This is a genomic window from Shewanella sp. ECSMB14102, assembly GCF_000813075.1.
Taxonomy (GTDB): domain Bacteria; phylum Pseudomonadota; class Gammaproteobacteria; order Enterobacterales; family Shewanellaceae; genus Shewanella; species Shewanella indica.
Map to the genome: position 1 here is coordinate 11,847 of NZ_JWGX01000005.1, position 25,170 is coordinate 37,016.

Annotated in this window: 22 protein-coding genes; 14 read left to right on the forward strand and 8 right to left on the reverse strand. The window is 53.7% G+C overall.

Features of this window, described 5'->3' with window-relative positions; all coding sequences use genetic code 11:
- Position 1: 1 nt before the first annotated feature.
- Positions 2–1,003: a bifunctional helix-turn-helix transcriptional regulator/GNAT family N-acetyltransferase gene (locus RC73_RS20000; protein ID WP_082014221.1), complete on the reverse strand. Its 1,002-nt coding sequence runs from the start codon at positions 1,001–1,003 to the stop codon at positions 2–4.
- 191 nt (positions 1,004–1,194) lie between these two features.
- Entirely contained in the window at positions 1,195–1,731 is a 537-nt protein-coding gene (yjjX, locus tag RC73_RS01940) for an inosine/xanthosine triphosphatase (protein ID WP_039033056.1), read from the reverse strand.
- A gap of 232 nt (positions 1,732–1,963) precedes the next feature.
- On the opposite strand from yjjX, the gene RC73_RS01945 reads away from it, so the two are divergent.
- The 3 genes from RC73_RS01945 to RC73_RS01955 all read left to right on the forward strand — a co-directional run bounded on the left by RC73_RS01945 (position 1,964) and on the right by RC73_RS01955 (position 7,637).
- Entirely contained in the window at positions 1,964–4,525 is a 2,562-nt protein-coding gene (locus RC73_RS01945) for an acylase (protein ID WP_039033057.1), read from the forward strand.
- 418 nt (positions 4,526–4,943) lie between these two features.
- The gene (locus tag RC73_RS01950) at positions 4,944–6,257 is read left to right on the forward strand and encodes an aromatic amino acid transport family protein (protein WP_039033058.1); all 1,314 of its coding nucleotides are present in this window, start codon (positions 4,944–4,946) and stop codon (positions 6,255–6,257) included.
- Between the two features lie 15 nt (positions 6,258–6,272).
- The gene (locus RC73_RS01955) at positions 6,273–7,637 is read left to right on the forward strand and encodes an L-serine ammonia-lyase (protein WP_039033059.1); all 1,365 of its coding nucleotides are present in this window, start codon (positions 6,273–6,275) and stop codon (positions 7,635–7,637) included.
- 2 nt (positions 7,638–7,639) lie between these two features.
- On the opposite strand, the gene RC73_RS01960 is transcribed toward RC73_RS01955, so the two are convergent.
- Positions 7,640–8,089, reverse strand: coding sequence for a GNAT family N-acetyltransferase (locus tag RC73_RS01960; protein ID WP_039033060.1), 450 nt, complete (start codon positions 8,087–8,089; stop codon positions 7,640–7,642).
- A gap of 297 nt (positions 8,090–8,386) precedes the next feature.
- On the opposite strand from RC73_RS01960, the gene RC73_RS01965 reads away from it, so the two are divergent.
- Positions 8,387–9,709, forward strand: a complete 1,323-nt coding sequence (locus RC73_RS01965; RefSeq protein WP_039033182.1) for a dicarboxylate/amino acid:cation symporter — start codon at positions 8,387–8,389, stop codon at positions 9,707–9,709.
- Between the two features lie 61 nt (positions 9,710–9,770).
- Here the strand turns inward: RC73_RS01965 and RC73_RS01970 are convergent, their stop codons facing one another.
- The gene (locus RC73_RS01970) at positions 9,771–10,184 is read right to left on the reverse strand and encodes an META domain-containing protein (protein ID WP_039033061.1); all 414 of its coding nucleotides are present in this window, start codon (positions 10,182–10,184) and stop codon (positions 9,771–9,773) included.
- Between the two features lie 136 nt (positions 10,185–10,320).
- On the opposite strand from RC73_RS01970, the gene RC73_RS01975 reads away from it, so the two are divergent.
- Positions 10,321–10,488, forward strand: coding sequence for a hypothetical protein (locus RC73_RS01975; RefSeq protein ID WP_226684119.1), 168 nt, complete (start codon positions 10,321–10,323; stop codon positions 10,486–10,488).
- A gap of 54 nt (positions 10,489–10,542) precedes the next feature.
- Here the strand turns inward: RC73_RS01975 and RC73_RS01980 are convergent, their stop codons facing one another.
- The gene (locus RC73_RS01980; RefSeq protein ID WP_052247928.1) at positions 10,543–11,409 is read right to left on the reverse strand and encodes a diguanylate cyclase domain-containing protein; all 867 of its coding nucleotides are present in this window, start codon (positions 11,407–11,409) and stop codon (positions 10,543–10,545) included.
- A gap of 120 nt (positions 11,410–11,529) precedes the next feature.
- A complete protein-coding gene (locus RC73_RS01985) occupies positions 11,530–12,483 on the reverse strand; it encodes a GGDEF domain-containing protein (protein WP_039033063.1) in 954 nt (317 codons plus the stop codon).
- A 129-nt stretch (positions 12,484–12,612) separates the two neighbouring features.
- On the opposite strand from RC73_RS01985, the gene RC73_RS01990 reads away from it, so the two are divergent.
- Both RC73_RS01990 and RC73_RS01995 read left to right on the forward strand, forming a co-directional pair.
- Positions 12,613–13,149, forward strand: coding sequence for a GNAT family N-acetyltransferase (locus RC73_RS01990; protein ID WP_143078352.1), 537 nt, complete (start codon positions 12,613–12,615; stop codon positions 13,147–13,149).
- A gap of 26 nt (positions 13,150–13,175) precedes the next feature.
- Positions 13,176–13,505, forward strand: coding sequence for a hypothetical protein (locus RC73_RS01995; protein WP_039033065.1), 330 nt, complete (start codon positions 13,176–13,178; stop codon positions 13,503–13,505).
- 65 nt (positions 13,506–13,570) lie between these two features.
- On the opposite strand, the gene metK is transcribed toward RC73_RS01995, so the two are convergent.
- Entirely contained in the window at positions 13,571–14,722 is a 1,152-nt protein-coding gene (metK, locus tag RC73_RS02000) for a methionine adenosyltransferase (RefSeq protein WP_039033066.1), read from the reverse strand.
- A gap of 445 nt (positions 14,723–15,167) precedes the next feature.
- On the opposite strand from metK, the gene tkt reads away from it, so the two are divergent.
- The 4 genes from tkt (at position 15,168) to fba (ending at position 20,755) form a co-directional block, all read left to right on the forward strand.
- Positions 15,168–17,162: a transketolase gene (gene tkt / locus RC73_RS02005; RefSeq protein ID WP_039033067.1), complete on the forward strand. Its 1,995-nt coding sequence runs from the start codon at positions 15,168–15,170 to the stop codon at positions 17,160–17,162.
- Positions 17,163–17,293: 131 nt separating this feature from the next.
- Positions 17,294–18,310 carry an erythrose-4-phosphate dehydrogenase gene (gene epd / locus RC73_RS02010; protein ID WP_039033068.1) on the forward strand — a complete coding sequence of 339 codons (1,017 nt, stop codon included), beginning with the start codon at positions 17,294–17,296 and terminating at the stop codon, positions 18,308–18,310.
- A gap of 87 nt (positions 18,311–18,397) precedes the next feature.
- Positions 18,398–19,573 carry a phosphoglycerate kinase gene (locus RC73_RS02015; RefSeq protein ID WP_039033069.1) on the forward strand — a complete coding sequence of 392 codons (1,176 nt, stop codon included), beginning with the start codon at positions 18,398–18,400 and terminating at the stop codon, positions 19,571–19,573.
- A gap of 114 nt (positions 19,574–19,687) precedes the next feature.
- Entirely contained in the window at positions 19,688–20,755 is a 1,068-nt protein-coding gene (fba, locus tag RC73_RS02020) for a class II fructose-bisphosphate aldolase (RefSeq protein ID WP_039033070.1), read from the forward strand.
- Between the two features lie 163 nt (positions 20,756–20,918).
- On the opposite strand, the gene RC73_RS02025 is transcribed toward fba, so the two are convergent.
- Positions 20,919–22,334 carry an aminotransferase-like domain-containing protein gene (locus RC73_RS02025; protein ID WP_039033071.1) on the reverse strand — a complete coding sequence of 472 codons (1,416 nt, stop codon included), beginning with the start codon at positions 22,332–22,334 and terminating at the stop codon, positions 20,919–20,921.
- 141 nt (positions 22,335–22,475) lie between these two features.
- Here RC73_RS02025 and RC73_RS02030 point away from each other — a divergent pair, with 141 nt between their 5' ends.
- The 3 genes from RC73_RS02030 (at position 22,476) to RC73_RS21065 (ending at position 25,050) form a co-directional block, all read left to right on the forward strand.
- A complete protein-coding gene (locus RC73_RS02030) occupies positions 22,476–23,864 on the forward strand; it encodes a cytochrome ubiquinol oxidase subunit I (protein WP_039033072.1) in 1,389 nt (462 codons plus the stop codon).
- Between the two features lie 12 nt (positions 23,865–23,876).
- Positions 23,877–24,884: a cytochrome d ubiquinol oxidase subunit II gene (gene cydB, locus RC73_RS02035; protein WP_039033073.1), complete on the forward strand. Its 1,008-nt coding sequence runs from the start codon at positions 23,877–23,879 to the stop codon at positions 24,882–24,884.
- Between the two features lie 73 nt (positions 24,885–24,957).
- A complete protein-coding gene (locus RC73_RS21065; RefSeq protein ID WP_226684478.1) occupies positions 24,958–25,050 on the forward strand; it encodes a DUF2474 family protein in 93 nt (30 codons plus the stop codon).
- Positions 25,051–25,170 lie beyond the last annotated feature (120 nt).

Genomic DNA, 25,170 nt, shown 5'->3' on the forward strand with positions numbered 1-25,170 from the left:
GCTAAAGTGTCAACAACATAGGGATTTCGCAGGCGCTGTGGCCGGTATTGCCAAGGGGCTTGGGTAAGGTGGTAAAGCCCAGGCTGGCGTAGAGGCCGAGCGCTTGTGGCAACAGTTGGGTAGTTTCCAGATAGCAGGCCTTATATCCCTGCTGGCGGGCAAAGCTGAGACATTGCAGTGCCAAACGGCGGGAGAGCCCCAGGCCTCGTAGTGCGGGCATAAAGTACATTTTCTGCAACTCACACACGCCATCTTCGCCGGGTAAGGGGGCGATACCGGCACCGCCGAGCAGTTGCTGCTGTTTTTCAATTATCCAATATTGGCTTCCTGGCTGAGTATATTGGCGACTCAGGTGATCCAGGGTCGGGTCGGCTACACTATAACCCTTATCGGGTGTCAGGCCATATTCGGCCGATACTGCGCGTATCACGGCGGCTAACTCGGCATCGTCTGCCGCCTGCAGTGGCCGGATTATTACCCCTTGTTGACTCTTGGCCTTGGTAATCGCCTTATTGTAGCAGCGCAGGCTGGCTTCTAGTTGGGTCACCTCGCTTGGTGCCAGCTGGGCAAGAATGTCAGCAAATTGGTTATCCTGTTGGTTATCCAATTGTTGCAGCATCCTATGCCCGGCCGGAGTCAGGCTGACCTGCAGACAGCGATTGTCCCTGGGATTAGCCTTGGTTTGCACGAGTTGTTTCTTGACCAGATGACTGACGGCACGACTGGCATTGGATTTATCGATATTGAGCAGGTTTCCCAGCTCCTTGATACTGAGATCTTGCTGTCCCAGCTCCAGCAGTGTGTGTGCCTGCACCGGGGTCAGTGGCAGTTGCCCACAGGCGCCGGACAACATACCCAGTTGCCGTACCAAGTGACGTGACAGTTGTCTGAGTACAGGACTGACCTGGGCCAGTTCATCCTGAGATGGTTCCTGGTGAGAGCTCGGCTCTTTAACATCAGGCTTGGATGAGCCCAAACTTAACGGTTTTGTACTGAGGGACATCTAAGGAATTACCTCGCAAATGATAAAATGGTTGCGTAAAGCAACTAATTCTGAATTCAACTTAGCTCAGTCTGTATCTATTTGCAACAGCTGGGTTTGGTCATCGTCTCGCATTTACACAGGTCGCTTGGGAAAGATTGAAGTGGGGCGGTCAACAACACCGCCGTTATTAATAACAGCGGTTGCTGGTATCAGTAAAGCTCCGGGTAACGCAGTGGCGCCGATGCGAGCAGCAAGGCCGAGCGATAAATACTCTCGCGAGTAGCATGCCCCTGGGTCAAGAGCCCTATGGCGCCACCTGCCTGTTTGACATTGATGGTATTGAACAGCGAATCCATCACATCTCCCAGTTCTTCACCGGCCTTGAGCGCGGCATAAACCTTGGGCGGCAGGGGCAGGTGAGCACTGCGGCCGACGCAGAGGCGTTCTTTGGTGGCTATAACCACATAGGCAAAGGTGGCTGGCCCCTGGGGGAAATCATCCACCCCACCTTCCATTGCCAGATAGTAATCGGCATCTGCATTCGCCTTGCACCATTCCACCCTGTTGATGGCTCCCTGGCGGGTATCGGCATCTGTCATGGGTTGCTCCGCGACACCGGATGGCGCCTTCATGGCGTGGCAGTGGATCTCGGCGTCGGGATGCAGGGCGCGAACCGCATTCTCGGCGGCTTTGATTTTCACCGGGTTGGTAGAACCCACCACTATCTGCAACTGTTTTTGTTTCATATTTGTTTGTTTGATAGATCTTTAATGTAGACGGGTGTTTGAATCATTGTTTAAATGGTCGGAGGTGCGACCTTGAATTGGGCGTCATTGTGACGCGCCATAAATCACAACGCAAGGTGCACCGAGGGACACGACATAGGCGCCACGACAAACCCGCATGACTTTGGGGAGTTGTATTGTTCAAGGGGCTGGGCCTTGTCGGATAAATGGCATTAAAAAAGAGATAATTATAATGAAATTCAACAAACTCATGTACGCCATGGGGCTGGCAGGCACCCTGGTACTCGTTGGCTGTTCGGATGACGATAATGATCATAACCCGCCTCCGGTCGACAACACACTGCAGGCATTTGCACCGGATGGTAAGCTCTCGGTCAGCTTGCGTCGCACCAGTTTCGGTGTACCTCATATTCAAGCTGACAATTTGGAAAGCCTGGGATTCGGTAACGGCTATGTGCAGGCGCAGGACAATCTGTGCATCCTGGCCGATGGTTTTGTTAAGGCCAACTCAGAGCGTTCCATGTATTTCGGCCCCCATGCCAGCCTGGACTTCACCACAGGGATCCCGGCCCGGGAAGACAATGGCAATCTGATCTCCGACTTTGCCTACAAGGCGCTCAAGGTCAGAGCTCAAGCCGAGGCCAAATGGCCAGAATTCAGTGAAAACTCCCGGGCACTGATCAGCGGGTTTGTCGCCGGCTACAACCGGTATTTGAGCGATGTGGCCGAAGGCAAGCAACAGGCCGAGCCCTTCTGTGCCGGGCAACCCTGGGTCAAGCCTATTGAAGCTGAAGATGTGGTGACCTACCTGTTTTCAATCGCCCTGTTACCGGGGGCGGCCAACTTCCTGGATCTGATCTTTTACGCCAATCCGGGTGATGGTGATGAATATCTGCCGCGAATAGTCGGCCCGGCTCCGGCCTCTGCCGCCCAGACAGCTTTTGTCAATGACATCAACAGCAAGCTGATTGCCAGAGCCGCCAATATTTCAACCCCGGAGACCAACCCGGGTGAACTGGGCTCCAACGGTTGGGGCCTTGGCAAAGACAAGACAGAAAACGGCAAGGGCATGGTGCTGGGGAACCCGCACTTCCCGCATACGGGTAACCTGAGATTCTGGCAGTCCCATGCCACCATTCCCGGACACCTGGATGTGATGGGCGGCTCGCTGGTCGGCATGCCGGGCCCAATCAATATTGGTTTCAACAAAGATCTCGCCTGGACTCATACCTTCTCCACCGCCGAACATTTTGTGGTCTATAACCTGGAGCTGGTTTCCGGCGACCGGATGCAGTATCTGTTTGACGGTGAGCCTATGCCTATCAGCAAGGAAACCGTGCAGGTGCTGGTCAATGCCGGTCCGGCGGGTATGCTGGTAGCCGAAAAAAATATCTATACCACTCCCAAAGGACCTATAGTCGAAGCGCCTGCGACCCAGGCACCTTTTGGCTGGGATGATGGTCAGGCCTTTATGTTGCAGGATGCCAACATGGCGACCCTGGATCCCGTGGATCACTGGCTGGCGATGAATATGGCTGCCAACAAACAGGAGTTTGTGCAGGCATTTAAAGACTATGACGGCATGATCTTCAATAACACCATGTATGCCGACAGGGAAGGCAACGCCTTCTATATCGATGACTCTACCGTGCCGGGATTATCCGAGGCGGCTGTGGTATTGCTGAAGACTTCCCCTGAGATCAAGGCGGCCAAGGCGCAGGCGGGCTTTACCATATTGCCGGGCAATACCTCACTGTTCGCTTTCGCTGGCCCCACGCCTTTCGAGCGGGCACCCAAGTTGGAACGCACAGATTTTGTGCAAAACTCCAATAACTCCTTCTGGTCTACCAACCCGGCCGAGCCGCTGGAGTATTTTTCTCCCATGTATGGCCCGGAGCGTGGTCAACTGAGCATGAGAACCCGCATGGGACTCAAGCTGCTTGGTGATGCCGCCGGTAGTGATGGTAAGTTCAACCTGGATGAATTGGAGGCGGCAGTGCTCAACAACCGCAGCTATCTGGCCGAAATGGTTTTGGATGATCTGATTGCCCAGTGTGAAGCCAAGGGCAGTGAACCTGTAATGGTCGGTACCCTTGCCAAGGATATCAGCGCTGCCTGCGCGGCGCTCAAGGCCTGGAATGGTCATCAGGACAACGACAGTAAAGGCGGCGCTTTGCTTCGGGAGTTCGCCCATCTGTTCAATGACAAAACCATGTTGACCCAAGGCTTTGATTATCTGCAGCCGGCGACCACTCCCACAGGGCTGAGTTCTGACGGTTCGGCGCTCACCGCGCTGGCGCATGCCGCGCTCAACCTGGAAGCGGCCGGTTTTGCCGTCGATGCGCCTCTTGGCAGTGTGCAGTTTGTCGAGCGTTCATTGCCGGATGGCAGCGCCAGTGGCGTGCGTTTGCCCTGGCCCGGTAGTCATCATGCCGAGGGTGGTTTCAACGTATTTTCCACCAGAACCAGTGGTGACGACACTCTGATCCCACAGCACTCTTACGCTCCGGCAACCGATGTACTGAGCGGCAAAGCGCTGGATTCAGGTCTGAGCGCCAAAGGCTATCAGATTCGTTATGGCTCCAGTTGGATGATGGCGGTGAGCTTTACCGATGAGGGCCCGGAGGCGAGAGGGATACTGACCTACTCAGAGACCAGCAATATTCTGCGTCCCGAATTTGCCGATCAGACCGCGCTCTACTCCAGTGAGAAACGTTTCCGCCCCTTGCTGTTCAAAGAAGCGGATATTGATGCGGCAACCGTATCCAAGATAGAACTGACGCTCGAGCGTTAAGCACTATTCATTCTGCTTCAATGCCGCTCATCTCGATGAGCGGCATTTTTTTGCCTGCTGCCGGTTTGTTAATAAAATTACAATTTAGATGGTGATCGCTGTCGGGTTTTAATTCGGCCTTGCTGAGTTATGTCATATTTTTCTCACGAACGTGCTGGTGATCTCTGTTGTCTTTTTTCTCCGCAAACTTGATGCTTTACCGGCTGGCATTCAAGGTAGCACCTTTGTTTCCGCGGCTTTGCAGGGTGGAATTAATTTGTTGCCTAATTGAAATTTTATTACAGCAAAAGGCAGATCTGGATCCCAGTTATGACTCAGAGCCCAAATTCAGTGCCGTGAATGGCGGTTCAGATCAATTTCTTTGCCGGGCGATTGGCTATGCTTGCCGCCAATTTCAGCCGAAGTTAAGGTAATCCTTATGCAACAAGAGATCACAGGTACGCAGGTTCAAGACGCTGTACTGCCCCCCACGGCCCCGGAAAAGGGACAAGTGTCTGGCTCACTATCCTGGACGGCCCAGGACACTACTTGGATGTTGAGTCTGTTTGGCACTGCAGTGGGTGCCGGGATCCTGTTTTTGCCTATGAATGCCGGTCTCGGTGGTTTTTGGCCGCTGTTGTTGCTGACCATCTTGATAGGTCCCATGACCTATCTGTCTCACCGGGGCTTGTCTCGCTTTGTCTGTGCCTCGAAGATTGAAGGCAGTGATATCACTCAAGTGGTCGAGGAGTACTTCGGTGTTGGTGCCGGTCGCGCCATTACCTGGCTCTATTTTTTGGCCATCTATCCGATAGTGTTGATCTATGGCGTGAGTATCACCAATACGGTTGACAGTTTTATGGTGCATCAATTGGGGATGGCATCTTTACCGCGTTGGCTACTGTCCGGGGCTTTGATTGCCGGTATGATGGCTGTGATGGTAGCCGGTGAGCGGTTGATGCTCAAAGTGACCCAGTTCCTGGTCTATCCTCTGGTCGGCATCTTGCTGTTTATGTCGCTCTATCTCATTCCCGATTGGAAGATGGATGCTTTGATGCAGGTTCCATCGGCCGGAGAGTTTCTCGGTATTGTTTGGGTCACCATCCCTGTGTTGATCTTCTCTTTTAACCATTCTCCGGCTATTTCCCAGTTTGCGGTATCGCTAAAGCGGGAACATGGCGCCAATGCGGCCAAGAAGGCCGATATGATCTTGCGTAATACCGCCATGATGCTGCTGGGGTTTGTGATGTTGTTTGTGTTTTCCTGTGTTCTGGCCATGAGTCCGGCACAACTGGCACAAGCCAAGGCATCCAACCTGCCGATTTTGTCTTACCTGGCCAATATCCATGACAGTGCATTTATCAGTTATGTGGGGCCGGTTGTTGCGTTTGTGGCCATAGTATCCTCTTTCTTCGGCCACTATCTGGGAGCCACTGAAGGATTGAAGGGAATTGCCTCCAAACAGTTGCCGTTTGTTCGAGAGCGTTGCAGCGACAAGGGGCTGAATCGCGGTATTCAGCTGTTTATGTTCCTGACCGTTTGGGGCGCGGCGATTGCCAATCCCAGTATCCTGACGATGATTGAAGCTCTGGGCGGCCCAGTGATTGCGGCCATTCTCTATCTGATGCCTATGTATGCCGTTTACAAAGTACCGGCACTCAAGGCCTATCGCGGTCGCTTGAGCAACATCTTTGTGATAGTGGCCGGTTTGATGTCCATGACCGCCATTTTTTACTCCTTCTTCCAAGGCTAAGTTACTGGGGGGAGCATGTTCAGTACCTTTGATATTTTCAAGATAGGTGTGGGTCCTTCCAGTTCCCATACCGTAGGCCCTATGAAGGCGGCGCGGGATTTTGTCGAGCAGCTGCATCTTGACGGACGTTTGAGTCGCCTGACCCGGGTAAGTGTCGATGTCTATGGTTCACTGTCGCTGACCGGCAAGGGCCACCATACAGATATCGCCATCATCATGGGGTTGGCGGGCAATAGTCCGGAGACTGTGGACATAGATGCGATTCCGACATTTATCCAACAGGTGCAGGCCTGTGGTGAACTCGTGCTCGGACACGGGCACAAGGTGGCCTTTCCGGCCGATGTCGTAAAGTTTCACAGTGAGGCCCTGCCGCTGCATGAAAATGCCATGCGGCTCACCGCCTGGGCCGGTGAGCTGGTATTGAGCAGCAAGACCTACTATTCCATCGGCGGTGGTTTTGTGGTGGAAGAGGCCGACTTTGGCAAACAAGTTGTAAGTGAGCGGAGCTTACCTTATCCCTTTACCAATGCTGAAGAGTTGCTGGCGCTGTGCCGTGAACATGGCATGAGTATCAGTGCCTTGATGCTGGCCAATGAAAAGGCGTTGGCTCCGGAGGAGCGCATCTACCGTGGTCTTGGCAATATCTGGCACACAATGAAGCAAGCCATCGACAAGGGATGTCATACCGAAGGGATTCTGGCCGGGCCATTGAGAGTGCCAAGGCGGGCACCGGCACTGTTGCGGCAATTGCAAACCGGGGAGCGCCTTTCCAGCGATCCTATGGTCATAGTCGATTGGGTGAACCTGTTTGCCCTGGCGGTCAGTGAAGAAAATGCGGCCGGTGGCCGGGTAGTGACTTCGCCGACCAATGGTGCGGCCGGGATTATTCCAGCCGTGATGGCTTACTTCGACAAATTTATTCGTCCTTTGGGGCAGAAAGAGTACAGTCGCTTTTTGCTGACGGCCGCGGCCATAGGTGGACTTTACAAACGCAATGCCTCTATCTCGGGCGCCGAAGTAGGGTGTCAGGGGGAGGTCGGGGTTGCCTGCTCCATGGCGGCGGCCGGTTTGGCCGAGCTGATGGGGGCCAGCCCGGCCCAGGTGTGTATGGCGGCCGAAATCGGCATGGAGCACAATCTGGGGCTTACTTGCGATCCTGTCGCAGGGCAGGTTCAGGTGCCCTGTATTGAGCGTAACGCCATTGCCGCCGTGAAGGCGGTTAACTCGGCCCGAATGGCACTGCGCAGGAACTGTGAGCCCAGAGTCAGCCTGGATAAGGTGATAGCCACCATGTATGAAACCGGCAAGGATATGAGCGCCAAGTACCGGGAAACCAGCCAGGGTGGCCTGGCTATTAAGGTCACCAGTTTCTGCGCCTGAACTCAGGCGGGCTTTTCTTCATACATCAAGTAATGGCTCTGACTCATGCCCAGTGATTGGTATGTTTGCTGGGCGCGGGTGTTTTCCTGCTCCACATAGAGCCTGAAGCTTGCGGCGCCGCCTTGGTGCTCTGCCAGTGCCTTGACCTCCTGATACAGGGCGCGATATATGCCTTTGCGTCTGTGTTCAGGTTTGATATAGACACTCTGGATCCAGAAGTAGTCGGCGGCGCGCCAGTCGCTCCATTCATAGGTAACCATCAAGGAGCCTGCAATCTCTCCATCTATCTCCGCCACCAGATAAAAACCTTTGGCGGGGTTTTCCAATAGAGTGCTGACGCCGCGGCTCAGGGTGTCGCTGTTCAGTGACAGTCCTTCGGTTTCCTGTGCCATCGCCTGGTTGAAGGCCACCAGGGCCTCGGCGTCTCTTGGGGTACCTTTTCTTATAAGCATAATTATTCCTTTGAGTTCTGTTTGCTTTTGCGCCCGTAGGATTTGCGTGTGCGGGGCACAATTTATCAGCAGTTAGGTGCAGGCGCAAAGGGGACTGGATCAAAAGTGTCACTTCAAGTTTTACCCGGATTATCCAGCCTCAGCTCATGGTAACTCCACCCAGGAGCCGGGCAGCGTGATACAGATCATCCTTGCGACAGGGGCATTGTGCTAAACTCGCGCACCGGCCTTGATGTCTGATCTTGGCCATCTGCCAAGGAAATGGCCCCTCTCTTTTTCAAATATCAAGGTTTACACATGTCAAAACACGAACCTTCACGCATCGGCCGTCTGTGGTCACGCTGGTCGGGGCTGCCTTTGTGGCTGAAGATACTGATAGGTATGGTTCTGGGGATGAGTACAGGACTGATGCTGGGTAAAGACGCCATCTATCTCAAGCCGATAGGGACTTTGTTCGTCAACACTATCAAGATGCTGATAGTGCCATTGGTGTTCTGCTCGCTGATAGTGGGGGTGACCTCAATGCAGGATACCGCCAAGATGGGGCGGATAGGTTTTAAATCCTTTGCTTTCTATCTGGGTACCACTTCCATTGCCATCAGTTTGGGGTTGATTGTCGGTTCTGTCATACGTCCGGGATCCGGCTTGAGCATGACACCTGAAATCGGTACCGAAAAGGTTGCCCAGGCTCCCTCTTTGATGGAAACCCTGATTAACATAGTACCTACCAATCCAGTATCGGCTTTGGCCGAAGGGCAGATACTGCAGGTGATCGTATTCGCCGTGGCACTGGGGATCGCCCTGGTATTGATAGGGGAACATGGTAAGCCTGCGATTCGGGTATTCGAGAGCCTGGCAGAAGCTATGTACAAGCTGACCGATATGGTGATGAGTCTGGCGCCTTATGGGGTGTTTGGCTTGATGGCTTGGGTGGCTGGTGAATACGGTATGGAGATGTTGTTGCCGCTCATTAAGGTGATTGTTGCCGTTTATATCGGCTGTTTCCTGCATATTGTCGGTTTCTACAGCTTGGTCTTGAGTGTCTTTGCCCGTCTCAATCCATTGCATTTCTTTAAGGGGATAAGCAATGCGATGGCCGTCGCCTTCACCACGTCAAGCTCGGCGGGGAGCTTGCCGGCCAGTATGAAGTGTGCCAGTGAGTACCTGGGGGTGAACAAGAAGATTTCCAGTTTTGTGCTGCCGCTGGGTACCACTATCAACATGGATGGCACCGCACTCTACCAAGGGGTGACCGCGCTGTTTGTGGCTCAGGCCTTTGGCATAGACCTCACCTGGGTGGACTACATCACCATTATTCTGACTGCGACGCTGGCTTCTATAGGTACTGCGGGGGTGCCCGGCGCCGGTTTGGTGATGTTGACGCTGGTGCTGACCACAGTAGGTTTGCCGCTGGAAGGGGTGGCGATTATTGCCGGTATCGACCGTATTCTGGATATGGCCCGCACTGTGGTTAACGTCTCCGGTGACTTGGTGGCTACCACAGTGATTGCCAAGTCGGAAAATGAACTGGATATTGAACACTACAATGCCGATATGCAGCAGAGTGCTCTGATAGCTGAACAGAATGCCGTTGACACTATAGAGCATGGCCGTAATTGATATGAGTTACATAAATGAAAAAACCGCCTGAAGGCGGTTTTTTTATGACTGAAGGGAAAAATCAGAGGCTGCTGAGTTGCAGCAGAACCTGGCCGTCAACACCCTTGAGCAAGAGCTTGCCATTGCTCATTTCACCTTGGGTCACCTGAGGCATGGCCTGCATTACCAGTTGTTCTTGGGCCATCAGTGCATCGACACAAGCTTTCATTGTACTGCCGGCGGGTGAGAGCTTTAACTTCAGGCCTTCCTGGGAATAGGTGCCGAAGAAGTTATTGCAGCTGTTGTTACCGGACAATTTGCCGTCCTTGGTAAAAACCAGCTGGGCGGGACTGTAATCTATAGTCGGTTGTCCCATAATGCTTTCTACTTGCCAGCTGCCTTCCAGTGGCAGAAACTGACCTTGGGTATCCGGGGTGGTTTGGCAGGCAGCCAGACCAAATAGCAGTGCAGCAGCTACGAGAGTTTTCTTAATCATGGTCATTTTTCCATTAGTCTATAAAGCCTTTATAGTGTGACAAGAATAACGCGGATTAAAAAGGGGGAGAAGGGTGATATCCAATGCTAACTCAGTGATAGGCCTTCTAAAGTTGTTACATTGGATCGGAGTGTTAATGCTGCTTGTCGGTGTTGGGCTTTATATGTTGACTACTATGGCGCTTGAGGTCAGCGGAATGTTGATTATTGCCTCGCTGATAGGCTTGGGGTTGGTATTTATGTCGCCATATCCTGTGGTTATCTTTATCCAATGGGCCAAGGCACAGGATCAAAAAACGCAATAAACGCTTAAGTTCAAAATTAGCATGAACGGCCATGGCGCAAGCGGTTTTCCCGGATTAACTTGAGGCCTTGTATTGCAGTAGATCTTGCTTTGCCAGTTCCAACATAGGTGAAAGTTCGAAGTGGGAGTCAGGTGCAAAGAAGCTTTTCCCAACCAGCAGTTGTAGGCCGCAATCGCTGCGACTAACTCGTTTTTTTAAGCGGCTGGTGAGAATATCCAAATGCGCTTGGTTGTCTACAAATGCCAGGATAATGAATTGGCTCTTATTCAACCTGGTGCAGATATCTGCTTCACGCATGTTCTCCAGTATCACCCTTGCCAGCATTTTCAGGGCCTTATCTTGTTGCAGCCCGGCAATACGGTTTGAGTTAAGTTCCTTGCCTTCCAACAGTAAAAGTCCGGCATGGGAGCCCAAACGGCGACTAAGACTCAGCTGCCTTGATGCCAGCAGATTAAAGCCCCTGGGATTGAGCATACCTGTGAGTTCATCTTGTAAAGACAGAGACGCCATCTGTTCCATCAGTTGCAACTGTCCAAGCTCACTCTTGAGTAGCTCAAGCATAGGCTCGAGCAAAGACTGCAACTGCTCTATCGCTACCTTGGGTTTGCCATTTAGGATCAGTAATTCGCCAAACAGCTTGCCATCGGACCAATGAAGTGGGTACTTGATGGTCTCGGCCGGGTGAGCTGCAAAGTGTTGCAGTATAGAGGCAATATCTTCAAATTCAGTTGGGATTTCAGCCACCGAACTGTGGCTCAGGACCTGCAGCTTGGTGTCTGGCATATGCTGTAGTAACAGCACAGTTTGGGCGTGAAATATTTCTCTGACAGTGGCTAAACGGTTTTGCCAATGGCTAAGCTTCAAAGGGTCGTTGGGGTGGTCTCTTAAGCTGCTGGTTTTTTCCGTCAGTTGCGCATGCATATAGTTATCGTATTTTTGATGGCAGGGATTGCCTCAGGATACCTAACCGTTTGCGTTAATAAAATGCAAATAATCAGTTATTGGATCTGAGTCTTTTTAATGCTTGTTCTGTGCTTTGAATCAAGGCTTTTCTGCTTCTTTCTTCTGTTTGGATGACTTGAGCCCTGCTCTGGCACTTTCCAGCATGGGGGCCAACTTGGCTGCTGAGTCCGGGCTGAAAAAGCAACTGCTGGAGTCCAACTGCAATGGAGCCGAAAACTGGTTCATCTGCCGCTCAAGGCGCTTGATGATATGTTCCAGATCCCGCTCCAGATCGACAAACACCAGCAGGACATATTGGCTGTCGTTGTAGTGGGCGGCAATATCCGCGGTTCTTATGGTACTGAGGATCAGGTTACCGAGTTCCTTATGATGACGTGCCAGCGTTTCGGCATCCATATTCGCCCCGGGTATCAACTCGAAAAAAATAATGCCTGAATGAGCACCGAAGCGGCGACCGAGATTGAGCTGTCTTGGCGCCATCATAATGAAACCATAACGGTTGAGTATGCCTGTTTCCCGGTCTCGCATGGATAGCGATTCGATTCTATGGCTTTGGCATAGGAGCGCCAAGTCTTGCTGCAGCAGAATTTGAAACGGTTCCAGCATATAAGGGCTTATGTGTTGCTGCTCGTTGGCATGGGCATTGATGACACACAGGCAACCGAACACCGAGCCATCGGGCCAGAGCACGGGCCGGGATAGAATCCCAAGGACATTGCTGAACTCTTTTGGATTGTCATTATAGGTGGAGCGGGTGAGATCCAGATTAACGCCCTCGGGTGGGCTATCGACCATACGCAGGAATACACTTTCGTCTGCAGAGAATACCTTACCGGGTGGGAACCTGTGGCTGGCATCGGCGGCGCTGACAATGACTTCAAATCCCTGTTCTGTCTTTTGCAGCACAAAGACTTTGTCGGCCTGGTAGTAACGTTTCATTAGCTCACATTGATGCATCCAGCGAATAAGGTTGAGTCTGTGGCTTTCATTTTCCAATAGGCTCTTGCCTGGGTCTATGGTATCCGGGAGCATGTCTCTTCCTGAGTGATGTGGCTTAAGTTCAACTTTAAGTGTGGAAGCAGTATAGGAATTTCGCAAATCGAGTGCGGCTTAAACCTGCTTTGGCTATAATGCGGCTTCTTTTCTTGCTGAGTCTTTTTAATGCCGCAAACCATGCAATACCGCCAGGCCGAGGCGGCCGATATTGAGACGATTGCCAGTCTGGAGCAGCGCTTCGGCCAGGATGAATTGAGTGCCAGAGAGCGCACTCAAGGCATGCAAGGGCAGGGCTTTTCTGCCAAGGAGCTTGAACCTCTGGTGGCTTCCGGCCTGGTGTGGTTGGCGTTGGACGCGACTAAGGTAGCCGGTTATCTGATAACCGGCAGTTGGGATAAACTCAAGCATTCGCCTTTGTGTCAGGCCCTCTGTCGGCAACTGGCCCAGAATCGCTTTGACCTGGAATTGAATTGGCAGCAGACTTTGCATTACGGTCCGGTTTGGGTGCATCCTGATTATCGTGGCAAGGGCGTGTTTGATAAGCTTTATGGCGCCGCCAGAGCCAACATCAGTGCGCCTTGGCTGGCACTGATCGCCGAGGATAACGAGGCGTCTATACGTGCCCATAGCCGGGATGGCCGCATGCGCACCCTGGATTTTGTCACCCTTTGTGGCCGGGATTTCTATCTGCTGCTGGGTTAACAGGCGCTTTGACGCGGGAGAGTAAGATGCAAAACACGCCAGAAACCCTACTGCAATCCTGTGAGTCGCTAAGGCTTTCTGCCTGGGATAATGTCAGATACCTGGTGTCTGTTTTGGCGCTGCAGGGTCAGCAGGCAAAGGCTTTTGAAGCCAAAATCGATGGCAAGCCGCATTATCTGCTGCAAGCCTTGGGCGTCTGTTTCGACTGTGGGCGCAGCAATAGCTATCAGGTGCAGATCCGCCAGTTGACTGATACCGAATTCACTCCAATGAAAGTGTTGGATATCACGCCGCTATCGGCCGAGCAGTTGGGTTACCTCTGTATGGAAACGGCCCATTTCGATCACTGCTACTGAGATATCGCCCGATAAATAGATATAAAAAAACCGCCCTGAGGCGGTTTTTCTGCAAGCTGAGTCTATTACAGACCTGCGTCGGTACGCAGGGCTTCAGCCTTGTTGGTTTGCTCCCATGGGAACTCGTCACGGCCGAAGTGACCGTAAGCGGCGGTGCCTTGATAGATGGGGCGCGCCAGATCCAGCATCTCGGTCAGGCCGTATGGACGCAGATCGAAGTGCTGACGTACCAACTGGATAAGCAATTCTTGCGAGACTTTGCCTGTGCCGAAGGTTTCCACACTGATGGAGGTCGGTTCGGCCACACCAATGGCGTAAGACACCTGGATTTCACAGCGGTCAGCCAGACCGGCAGCCACTATGTTTTTGGCAACGTAACGGGCAGCGTAAGCGGCGCTACGGTCAACCTTGGATGGGTCTTTACCTGAGAAGGCACCACCACCGTGACGGGCCATGCCGCCATAGGTATCAACGATGATCTTGCGACCGGTCAAACCACAGTCACCCATAGGGCCACCGATAACAAAACGGCCGGTTGGGTTGATGAAGTACTTGGTGTCCTTGTTCAGCCACTGGGCAGGCAATACTGGCTTGATGATGGTTTCCATCACGCCTTCCACCAGATCCGCCTGGCTGACGCTTTCGCAATGCTGGGTAGAAAGTACCACGGCATCGATACCGACAATCTTGTTGTCTTCGTAGGCGAAAGTCACCTGAGACTTGGCATCGGGACGCAACCAAGGCAGAGCGCCGCTCTTGCGGACTTCTGACTGGCGCTTAACCAACTGGTGAGCGTAGGTGATAGGAGCTGGCATCAGCACGTCGGTCTCATTGCTGGCGTAACCAAACATCAGACCCTGGTCACCGGCACCCTGTTCTTTGGGATCGGCACGGTCTACACCCTGGTTGATATCGGGGGACTGCTTGCCGATGGCGTTCAGTACCGCACAGCTGTCGGCATCAAAACCCATATCCGAGTGGGTATAACCTATTTCGCGAACGGTTTTACGGGTCAGTTCTTCAATATCGACCCAGGCTGAGGTGGTGACTTCACCGGCCACCAGTACCATACCTGTCTTGACCAGGGTTTCACAGGCTACACGGGCCTTGGGATCCTGAGCCAGAATCGCGTCGAGTACCGCATCAGAAATCTGATCGGCGATTTTATCTGGATGTCCTTCTGAGACTGACTCAGAGGTAAACAAGTGTTTTGCCATAATTCGGAAAATCTCGTCTGTGGAATTCAAACGTGTAGAAGCATCTACATCTAGACGGCCATTTTAGTGGAATTCGACTTGGATGACACCCCTTGTCGCAAATATTTGTGCGCCATGGCGCAGGAATCGGCTCAAATGACTAAGAGCTTTTTCCACTGTTTTCAGCTATTTTGCTGAAATGTATCAGATTCATCTGTATCTGGGTGAGGAGTTTTCCTATGGCGCTTTAACCCAGGTAGCCGCATTGAAAGCGAACAGCGGACAGGCAAGTTGACAGCTTTGTGAGCGGCAAGCTTCGCAAATGAGGCGCAAATGTAAACACAAAGCAAAGCCTGGGCTGCTTTTGGCGTTGTGAGTGGGTGAATTTTATTTGCGTCCTTCTGCCCGGTAGGGGAAAATATGGCTCCAATTTGCCCAAGACCTCTAAGATCAAGCAGGAGAGAGCATGTCTTCCCGTAAAGAACTCGCTAACGCTATCCGTGTTTTAAGTATGGACGCTGTCCAAAAGGCCAATTCCGGCCACCCCGGTGCTCCCATGGGGATGGCTGATATCGCCGAAGTCCTGTGGCGGGATCACCTCAAGCACAACCCTGTGAACCCTCAATGGGCCGACCGCGACCGCTTTGTGTTGTCAAACGGCCATGGTTCCATGCTGCATTACTCACTGCTGCATCTGGCGGGTTATGATCTGGGCATTGAAGATCTCAAGCAGTTCCGTCAACTGCACTCACGCACTCCGGGCCATCCTGAATATGGTTATGCTCCCGGCATCGAAACCACCACAGGGCCTTTGGGCCAAGGCATTACCAATGCTGTAGGTATGGCGATTGCGGAAAAGGCTCTGGCGGCTCAGTTTAACCGTGACGGTCACGATATTGTCGATCATCACACTTATGTCTTCATGGGTGACGGTTGCCTGATGGAAGGTATCTCCCATGAGGCCTGCTCACTGGCCGGTACCCTGGGTCTTGGCAAACTGATCGCCTTCTGGGATGACAACGGTATCTCCATCGATGGTCATGTTGAAGGCTGGTTCAGCGATGATACTCCCAAGCGCTTTGAAGCCTATGGCTGGCACGTGGTTGCCGGTGTCGATGGTCACGACCCACAAGCTATTAACGCCGCCATTGAAGCCGCCAAGGCTGATCCGCGTCCATCGCTGATCTGCTGCAAGACCGTAATAGGTTACGGTTCTCCCAACAAGTCCGGTTCTCATGATTGCCACGGTGCGCCGCTGGGTGATGCTGAAATTGCCGCCACCCGTGAATTCCTGGGCTGGAAGCATGAGCCATTCGTGATCCCATCTGAAATCTATGCTGCCTGGGATGCCAAGGAAGCCGGTAAGGCCGCCGAAAGCAGCTGGAACGACAAGTTCGCTGCCTATGAAGCCGCTCACCCCGCGCTGGCCGCCGAGCTCAAGCGTCGCCTCAACGGTGAACTGCCTGCCAACTTTGACGCCGATGCCAAAGCCTACATAGAGCAGCTGCAGGCCAATCCTGCCAATATCGCTTCCCGTAAGGCCTCGCAAAATGCACTGGAAGCCTTCGGTAAAATGTTGCCTGAATTCTTAGGGGGCAGTGCCGACCTGGCGCCTTCCAACCTGACCATGTACTCAGGTTCCAAGCCTATTTCGGCCGAAGATGCCAGCGGCAACTACCTGCACTATGGTGTGCGTGAGTTTGGTATGACCGCCATCATCAACGGTATTGCCCTGCACGGTGGGTTTGTACCTTACGGTGCCACCTTCCTGATGTTTATGGAATATGCCCGTAACGCCATGCGGATGGCCGCGCTGATGAAGGTGCAGAATATTCAAGTCTATACCCACGACTCCATTGGGCTGGGTGAAGACGGCCCGACTCACCAGCCGGTTGAGCAGATTGCCTCTTTGCGTATGACTCCCAACATGAGCACCTGGCGCCCATGTGACCAGGTAGAATCTGCTATCGCCTGGAAATACGCCATTGAGCGCAAAGACGGCCCAACTTCGCTGATCTTCTCGCGTCAGAACCTGACCCAGATGCCACGCAGCGCCGAGCAACTGAATGATGTGGCCAAGGGCGGTTATGTGCTGGTGGATTGCGAAGGCGCGCCTGAGCTGATCATCATTGCCACCGGCAGCGAAGTCGAGTTGGCGGTTAAGGCCCAGGTTGAGCTGGCCGCTACTGGCGCCAAGGTGCGCGTGGTTTCCATGCCATCTACCGACGTATTTGACCAGCAAACCGCGGCTTATAAAGAAGCTGTACTGCCAGCCAATGTCACAAAACGACTGGCCGTGGAAGCGGGCATAGCCGATTACTGGTATAAATATGTCGGCCTGAACGGTCGCATTATTGGCATGACCAGCTTCGGTGAGTCGGCGCCTGCCAATCAGTTGTTTGAGATGTTCGGTTTCACTGTCGATAAAGTGGTTGAAGCCGGTAAGGCTCTGCTCGCCTGAGCCGCGCCTGCCTGATTGGAAATGACTGTGCGGCAACCAGGCAATGGAATGCCGCACAGGAAGTGCAACGGCCTGTCGGGAAGTCAGGCCGTTACCCAATCAGCATCCCTCATTAGAGGAACAGGATCTCCATGATCAGAGTCGCAATCAATGGTTATGGCCGCATCGGCCGTTCAATTCTCCGTGCCTTATACGAATCGGGTAAAAGGCAGCAAATTCAGATCGTTGCTATCAATGAACTGGCTAAGCCCGAGGCCATAGTCCACCTCACCAACTATGACACCACCCATGGTCGCTTCCATAGCCGCGCGAGCCTTGCCGATGGCATGATGCAACTGGGGGATGACAGCATTACCCTGTTGGCCGAGCCGGAGGCGGACAAACTGCCCTGGGGCGAGCTGGATATCGACTTGGTGTTCGAAGCTACCGGCGCCCTCTCTGATAGACAGAGCTGTGAGGCTCATATCCAGGCCGGTGCCCGCCAGGTATTGATAAGTCACCCCTCTTCGGCGGATGTTGACGCCACCATAGTCTATGGTGTCAACCAGGAACTGTTGGCCGCCGAACACACAGTGGTGTCCAACGCATCCTGTACCACCAACTGTATTGTCCCTGTCATCGATGTGCTGGACCGGCACTTTGGGGTCAAGAGCGGTGCCATTACCACTATCCACTCGGCGATGAATGATCAACAGGTGATAGATGCCTATCACGACGATCTGCGCCGTACCCGCGCCGCCGGGCAATCAATTATTCCGGTAGATACCAAGCTTGCCCGCGGCATAGAGCGTATCCTGCCGCAGATGAAGGATAAGTTTGAGGCTATCTCTGTGCGGGTGCCCACTATTAATGTTACCGCTATAGATGTGTCTGTGACCCTCAACGACAGAGTGGATATTGCCAAGGTAAACCAAGTGTTGGAGCAGGCGACCCACGGCCGGCTCGAGGGGATTCTGGGCTATACTGATGAGCCTCTGGTATCATGCGATTTTAATCATGATCCGCGCTCCAGCGTGGTCGATGGTACCCAGACCCGGGTCAGTGATGGCCAACTGGTGAAGCTGTTGCTTTGGTGCGACAACGAATGGGGTTTTGCCAACCGTATGTTGGATACGGCACTGGCGATGATCAAGGCCCGCAGCGCCTGAGAGACTGCGACAGATTATTTCAGGGGGCAGGGAAGCTGCCGCCCTTAGTGAAACAGATTTGTTTTTGATTAAGAAGGAAGCGTAAAAATGGCAATTATCAAGATGTCAGAGCTGGATCTTCAGGGCAAGCGTGTGCTGATCCGTGAAGATCTCAACGTGCCGGTGGTCGATGGTGTCGTCACCAGCGACGCGCGTCTGCGGGCGTCACTGCCCACCATCAAACTGGCACTGGAAAAAGGGGCTGCCGTGATGGTGATGTCCCACCTGGGACGACCAACCGAAGGCGAATATAATGAGGAGTTTTCCCTCAAGCCTGTGGTTGACTATCTGGCCAAGGCGCTGGATTGCCCGGTGCGCCTGGAAAAAGACTATCTTGAAGGCGTCGAAGTTGCCCAAGGCGAAGTCGTGGTGTTTGAAAACGTCCGCTTCAACAAGGGTGAGAAGAAAAACGACGAGGCGCTTTCCAAGCAGCTGGCGGCCCTGTGTGATGTCTATGTGATGGATGCCTTCGGTACTGCTCACCGCGCCCAGGCCTCGACTCACGGAGTCGGCATGTTTGCCCCGATAGCCTGCGCCGGCCCATTGTTGGCAGCCGAGCTGGATGCCCTGGGTAAGGCGATGGATAACCCGGCACGTCCCTTGGTGGCGATTGTCGGAGGCTCCAAGGTGTCAACCAAGCTGACAGTGCTTGAGTCTCTATCCGGCATAGTGGATCAACTGGTGGTGGGTGGTGGTATCGCCAACACCTTTATAGCCGCCGCCGGCCATCCTGTGGGCAAGTCACTCTATGAAGCCGACCTTATCGATGAAGCCAAGCGCCTGGTGGCCAATGCCCAGAGCCGTGGCGGCGATATCCCTGTGCCTACCGATGTAGTGGTTGGCAAGGAGTTCAGCCCTGCAGCCGTGGCTACCTTGAAGCCAGTGGCCGAGGTTGCCGACGATGAGATGATTTTTGATATAGGCCCGGACAGCGCCGAAGCCTTGGCAGCTATCCTGCAAAAAGCCGGTACTATAGTCTGGAACGGCCCGGTAGGGGTGTTTGAGTTTGACCAGTTCGGCGAAGGCACCAAGCGTATCGCCCAGGCGATCGCCGAGTCACCGGCCTTCTCCATCGCTGGTGGCGGTGATACTCTTGCCGCCGTGGATAAATACGGTATCGCCGACAAGGTGTCATACATCTCTACCGGCGGCGGCGCCTTCCTCGAGTTCCTCGAAGGTAAAGAGTTACCGGCAGTGGCTATGCTCAAGGCCCGCGGTAACTAAGCAAAGTCAAAAGAATTATAAAGAAACCGCTCCCGGCTTTGCCGGGAGCATCAAGTTAAATCCAAGCGATAGCGACCTCGGTGAAGTAATTCACCCTATTATTGGAGTAAAAAAATGGCCCTTATTTCCCTACGCCAACTGCTGGACCACGCCGCCGAACATGGATACGGCGTCCCGGCGTTCAACGTCAACAACCTGGAGCAGATGCGTGCTATCATGCAGGCCGCCGAAGCCACTGATAGCCCTGTGATCGTGCAGGCTTCAGCCGGTGCCCGTAAGTATGCCCGTCCTCAGTTCCTCAAATATCTGATGGCGGCCGCCCTCGAGCAGTATCCGGATATCCCTGTGTGTATTCACCAGGATCACGGTACCCACCCTGACGTGTGTCAGCGTTCCATCCAGCTCGGCATGAGCTCTGTGATGATGGACGGTTCCTTGATGTCTGACGGCAAGACTCCTGCCTCTTATGAGTACAACGTCGATGTCACCCGCAAGACAGTGGCGTTCGCCCATGCCTGTGGTGTTTCTGTTGAAGGTGAAATCGGTTGTCTGGGTAGCCTGGAAACCGGTATGGCCGGTGAAGAAGACGGTATCGGCGCCGAAGGCACCCTGAGCCATGAGCAGATGTTGACCAGCCCGGAAGAGGCTGCCCGCTTCGTGGCCGACACTCACGTGGATGCCCTGGCCATCGCCATAGGTACCAGCCACGGTGCTTACAAGTTCAGCCGCAAGCCTACCGGCGATGTGCTGCGTATCGACCGCATCAAAGAGATCCACGCCCGTATCCCCAACACTCACCTGGTCATGCACGGTTCTTCTTCTGTACCTCAGGAGTGGCTGCAGATCATCAACCAGTATGGTGGCGCGATCCCTGAAACTTACGGCGTGCCGCTGGAAGAGATTGTTGAAGGCATCAAGCACGGTGTACGTAAGGTTAACATCGATACAGATTTGCGTCTGGCATCAACCGGTGCGGTACGTAAGTTCCTGGCCGAAAACCCAACTGAGTTTGATCCACGCAAATTCCTTAAGGCCTCTATGGAAGCTATGGCCGACATCTGTACCGTGCGCTACGAAGCCTTCGGTTGTGCCGGTATGGGCTCCAAGATCAAGCCACTGTCACTGCAGGCCATGTACAAGCGTTATCAGACCGGCGAACTGGACCCACAGATCAATCTGTAATCCCGTTCTCTGTATTGAAAGCCCGCATTCGCGGGCTTTTTTACTTTTAGCTTCCAGAGTGTAAATCCGAGGTGGGCGCTAGTTGTTGCGCCTTGGCTGTTACGACACACTTGGGTGATAGGGCTGAGGTTGGCGGAGTGTTTTCCGGATGGCTCTTGAGTCATCACAACGCCTTTTTGATAAGCTTGGCTAGGCTGGCTATCGATTGCTCCAATTTTGGCCCGCCAGGCAGTGAGGCATTGATGCGAAAACAGTGGCTGAACTCCCGGTGCGCCGAGAACATCTGTCCCGGCGCCAGGCTTATTCCTTGCCAGAGTGCCTGGCGATAAAGCTCTGTGGTGTCCCGCCCCTCGGGTAACTCTACCCAGAGAAAATAGCCGCCATCGCCATAATGCACTCTGACACTGTCGGGTAAGCGGCTCTTCAATGCCTGCCAGGTGGCAAACTTTCGCTGCTCCAGGGTGCGCCTCAATTGTCGCAGGTGGGTCTCATAACTGCGGGTCGACAGGTAATGGGCCAGTGCCAATTGCACCGGGGTGCTGGTGGCCAGGGTGCTCATCAGTTGCAGTTTTTGAATACTGAGCGCCATCTTGCCGGCGGCTACCCAACCGACGCGAAAACCGCCCACCAGAGACTTGGAGAAGGAGCCGCAGTGCAGGGTTCTATTGTCCGGGTCGAAGGCCTTGGCCGGCAGGGGCTTCTCCTTGCCAAAATAGAGTTCACTGTAGACATCGTCTTCAATCAAAAAGCAGTCGTGTTCCTGCAAGAGTTTCAGCAAACGACGCTTCTTGTCATCGCTCATACTGCAGCCAAGGGGATTTTGAAAGTTGGTCATCAACCAGCAGGCCTTGACCCTGTGAGTTTGCAGCGCCTGGGCCAGAGACTGTAGATCTATTCCTTCCTGGGGATGGGTGCGAATGGCGAGCGCCTTGAGGCCGAGGCGCTCCAGCGACTGCAGCGCGCCGTAAAAGGCGGGGTTTTCTATCACCACCCAATCCCCGGGACGGGTAACCGCCTGCAGGCTCAGGTTCAATGCCTCCAGTGCCCCCGCGGTGATCACTATTTCATCCGGCGAGATGCTCATTCCCTGCGCCGCGTAGCGCTGGGCTATGATATGCCTGAGCGCCGGGTTCCCGGGTGGCAGATTGTCCAGAGCGCTGGCGGAATCCAGGGTCCTGGCGCTTGAAATCAAGGCCCGGTTCAACTGTTTGTGGGGCGACAGCCCGGGGTCCGGGTAGGCGGAGCCAAACCCCGTGATCCCCGGATCGCGACTGGCCTGCAACACCTCAAAGATAAAGGCGTTGATATCCACCGACTCGGCGCGGGTCACAGCACTGGACTGATGCAGACCTTGAGGCTTGGGGGCAGCCACTTTCGGGGCGACAAAGTAACCTGAGCGGGGGCGGGAGATTATCCAACCCTGGCTCTCCAACACCTGATAGGCATGCATCACTGTCATCAAACTCATCTGGCTCTGCTGAGTCTGCTCCCTGAGTGAAGGTAAGCGGTCACCCACCTGCCAGACACCGCTCTGTATCTGCTGCCTCAATTGCTGGATCAGGGTTTCATATTTGGCCATGGTTTACTCTGCTTTATTGCCCGTGTCCAGCATAACAATTATTCAATCTGTTATATATAAAATCGTATTTTCTGTATCTATTATAGTTTTGTCTCAGTCCTTAAGATGCCTGCCAGGTTTATTGACCCTTTGAGGTGGTTCATGTTTGGACTGGATGCACTCGAAATGGCACGCATACAGTTTGCCTTCACGGTTTCTTTTCACATTATCTTCCCGGCCATCACCATTGGCCTGGCAAGTTATCTCGCGGTACTGGAAGGGCTTTGGCTCAAAAAGCGTAATCCGCTATACAAGCAGTTGTATCATTTTTGGTCCAAGGTATTTGCGGTCAACTTTGGTATGGGGGTGGTTTCCGGCTTGGTGATGGCTTACCAGTTCGGCACCAACTGGAGCGGTTTTTCCGAGTTTGCCGGCAGTATTACCGGCCCTCTTTTGACCTATGAAGTGTTGACCGCCTTCTTCCTAGAAGCCGGATTTTTGGGGGTGATGCTGTTTGGCTGGAAGAAAGTCGGCGATCAGCTGCACTTCTTTTCCACCTGCATGGTTGCCCTCGGCACCCTAATGTCCATGTTCTGGATCTTGGCCTCCAACAGTTGGATGCACACGCCCCAGGGCTTTGTCATTGAAGTCGGTCAAGTAGTACCGACAGACTGGTTGGCGGTTATCTTCAACCCTTCCTTTATTCCGCGTCTTTCGCATATGGCGGTGGCCGCCTTTATCTGCTGCGCCTTGATGGTGGCGGCATCGGGCGCCTGGCACTTGCTTAAAGGCAACGACAACCCGGCGGTGCGCAAGATGTTCTCCATGGCGCTGTGGATGATCCTCGCCTGTGCACCTTTGCAGGCCTTGCTTGGGGATATTCACGGGCTCAATACCCTGGAGCATCAACCGGCTAAAGTCGCCGCCATGGAAGGCCACTGGGACAACAGCTCGGGTGAGCCGACACCGCTTATCCTGTTTGGCTGGCCCAATATGGAGACAGAAACCACTGACTATGCCCTCAAGATCCCGGCGCTGGCCAGTTTGATCTTGATGCACGACAGCCAGGCCCAGGTGCCGGCGCTGAAGGAATTTGCCGTGGAAGACAGGCCCAATGTCCCTATCGTCTTTTGGTCATTTCGGGTCATGGTCGGACTGGGCATGTTGATGCTGCTGCTCGGTGTCGTCAGCCTTTGGCTAAGACACAGTGGTGGCCTGTACCAGCGCCGCTGGTTTCTGCGCTTCAGTCTGTTCATGGGACCATCGGGACTCATAGCGCTGTTGGCCGGTTGGATAACCACGGAAGTGGGGCGGCAACCCTGGATCATTCATGGGGTAATGCGCACCCAGGATGCGGTCTCCGCCCATGGCGAGCTGCATATGAGCCTGAGCCTGCTGGGGTTCTTTGTAGTCTACAGCCTGGTGTTTGGTTTGGGGTATCTCTATCTGCTCAATCTTATCCGTCAGGGGCCCAAGGTCGAGGAAGCCTTATCCGAAAGCCCGGCGTTGGTCGGGCGAATTTCACAGTTTCACAGCGACGAGCTGCATTAAGGAGAGCTGAGTATGGGTATCGATCTGGCTGTTATCTGGTTTGTGATTATTATTTTCGCCACCTTGATGTACATAGTCATGGATGGTTTCGACCTGGGAGTGGGGATACTGCTGCCCTTGGTTGAAGACAGGGATGACAAAGATATCATGGTGAACTCAGTGGCGCCCGTGTGGGACGGCAATGAAACCTGGCTGGTATTGGGCGGGGCCGCATTGTTCGGTGCCTTTCCGCTGGCTTATGCGGTGATTATCGATGCCTTGGCGATTCCGCTGACCTTTATGCTGGTGGCGCTTATCTTTCGAGGCTTGGCGTTTGAGTTTCGCTTCAAGGCATTTGAAGGCCACAGAAAAGCCTGGGACAGGGCGTTTGCCATCGGCTCTGTGGCTGCGACCTTCTTTCAGGGGGTGGTGCTGGGGGCTGTGATATCCGGTTTCCCCGTCATAGATCGCAGCTTTGCCGGCTCGCAGCTCGACTGGCTGGCGCCTTTCCCGCTTTTATGCGGTGTCGGCCTGGTGGTCGCTTACGGGCTCCTTGGCAGCAGTTGGCTGATCATGAAGACCCAGGGGCATCTGCAGCAACAGATGTTTCTGCTGAGCCGCTCTTTGCTCATAGGCTTGTTGGTGGCCATAGTGCTGGTCAGTATCTGGACGCCTTTGGCACATCCCCAAATCGCCGAGCGTTGGTTTTCACTGCCGAACCTTATTTTCCTCTCACCCGTGCCTTTGTTGACGGCGCTGCTGGGATGGAATCTGTACCTGGGGCTGCAAAGGCAAGATACTTACCAACCCTTTGTGATGACGCTGCTGTTGGTGTTACTGGGGTTCTGCGGTCTTGGGATCAGCATCTGGCCCTACATTATTCCACCGGGAATCAGCATTTGGCAGGCCTCGTCACCGCCCCAGAGCCAAGGTTTTATGCTGGTGGGGGCCCTGTTCATTATCCCGATTATTTTGGTCTATACCTGCTGGACCTATTATGTGTTCCGCGGCAAGGTGAGCGCCGATGATGCCTATCATTAATGCTTTGAGGGGCCGGGCCATCCGGCTGTTGGCCCCCGCTAAGGCTTGGCTCGATAGCCGTCCAGGCTGCTGGATGCTGCTGCTTTGGTGCTTGAGTGTTCTTTCTTTGCTGAGTGTCTCTTCGCTATTGCGACTACTGATGTCTGCGGCCGGGTTGCGGGCATGATTGGGGGCCATTGTTATCAAGATAGTGTACGCAATCAGGTTTTTCGGCTGAAAAATGCGAGCTGTTTCGTATTTTTCGCTGTAGATGTTAAGATGGCGCCCGTTTTTTTAGGGATTGCTT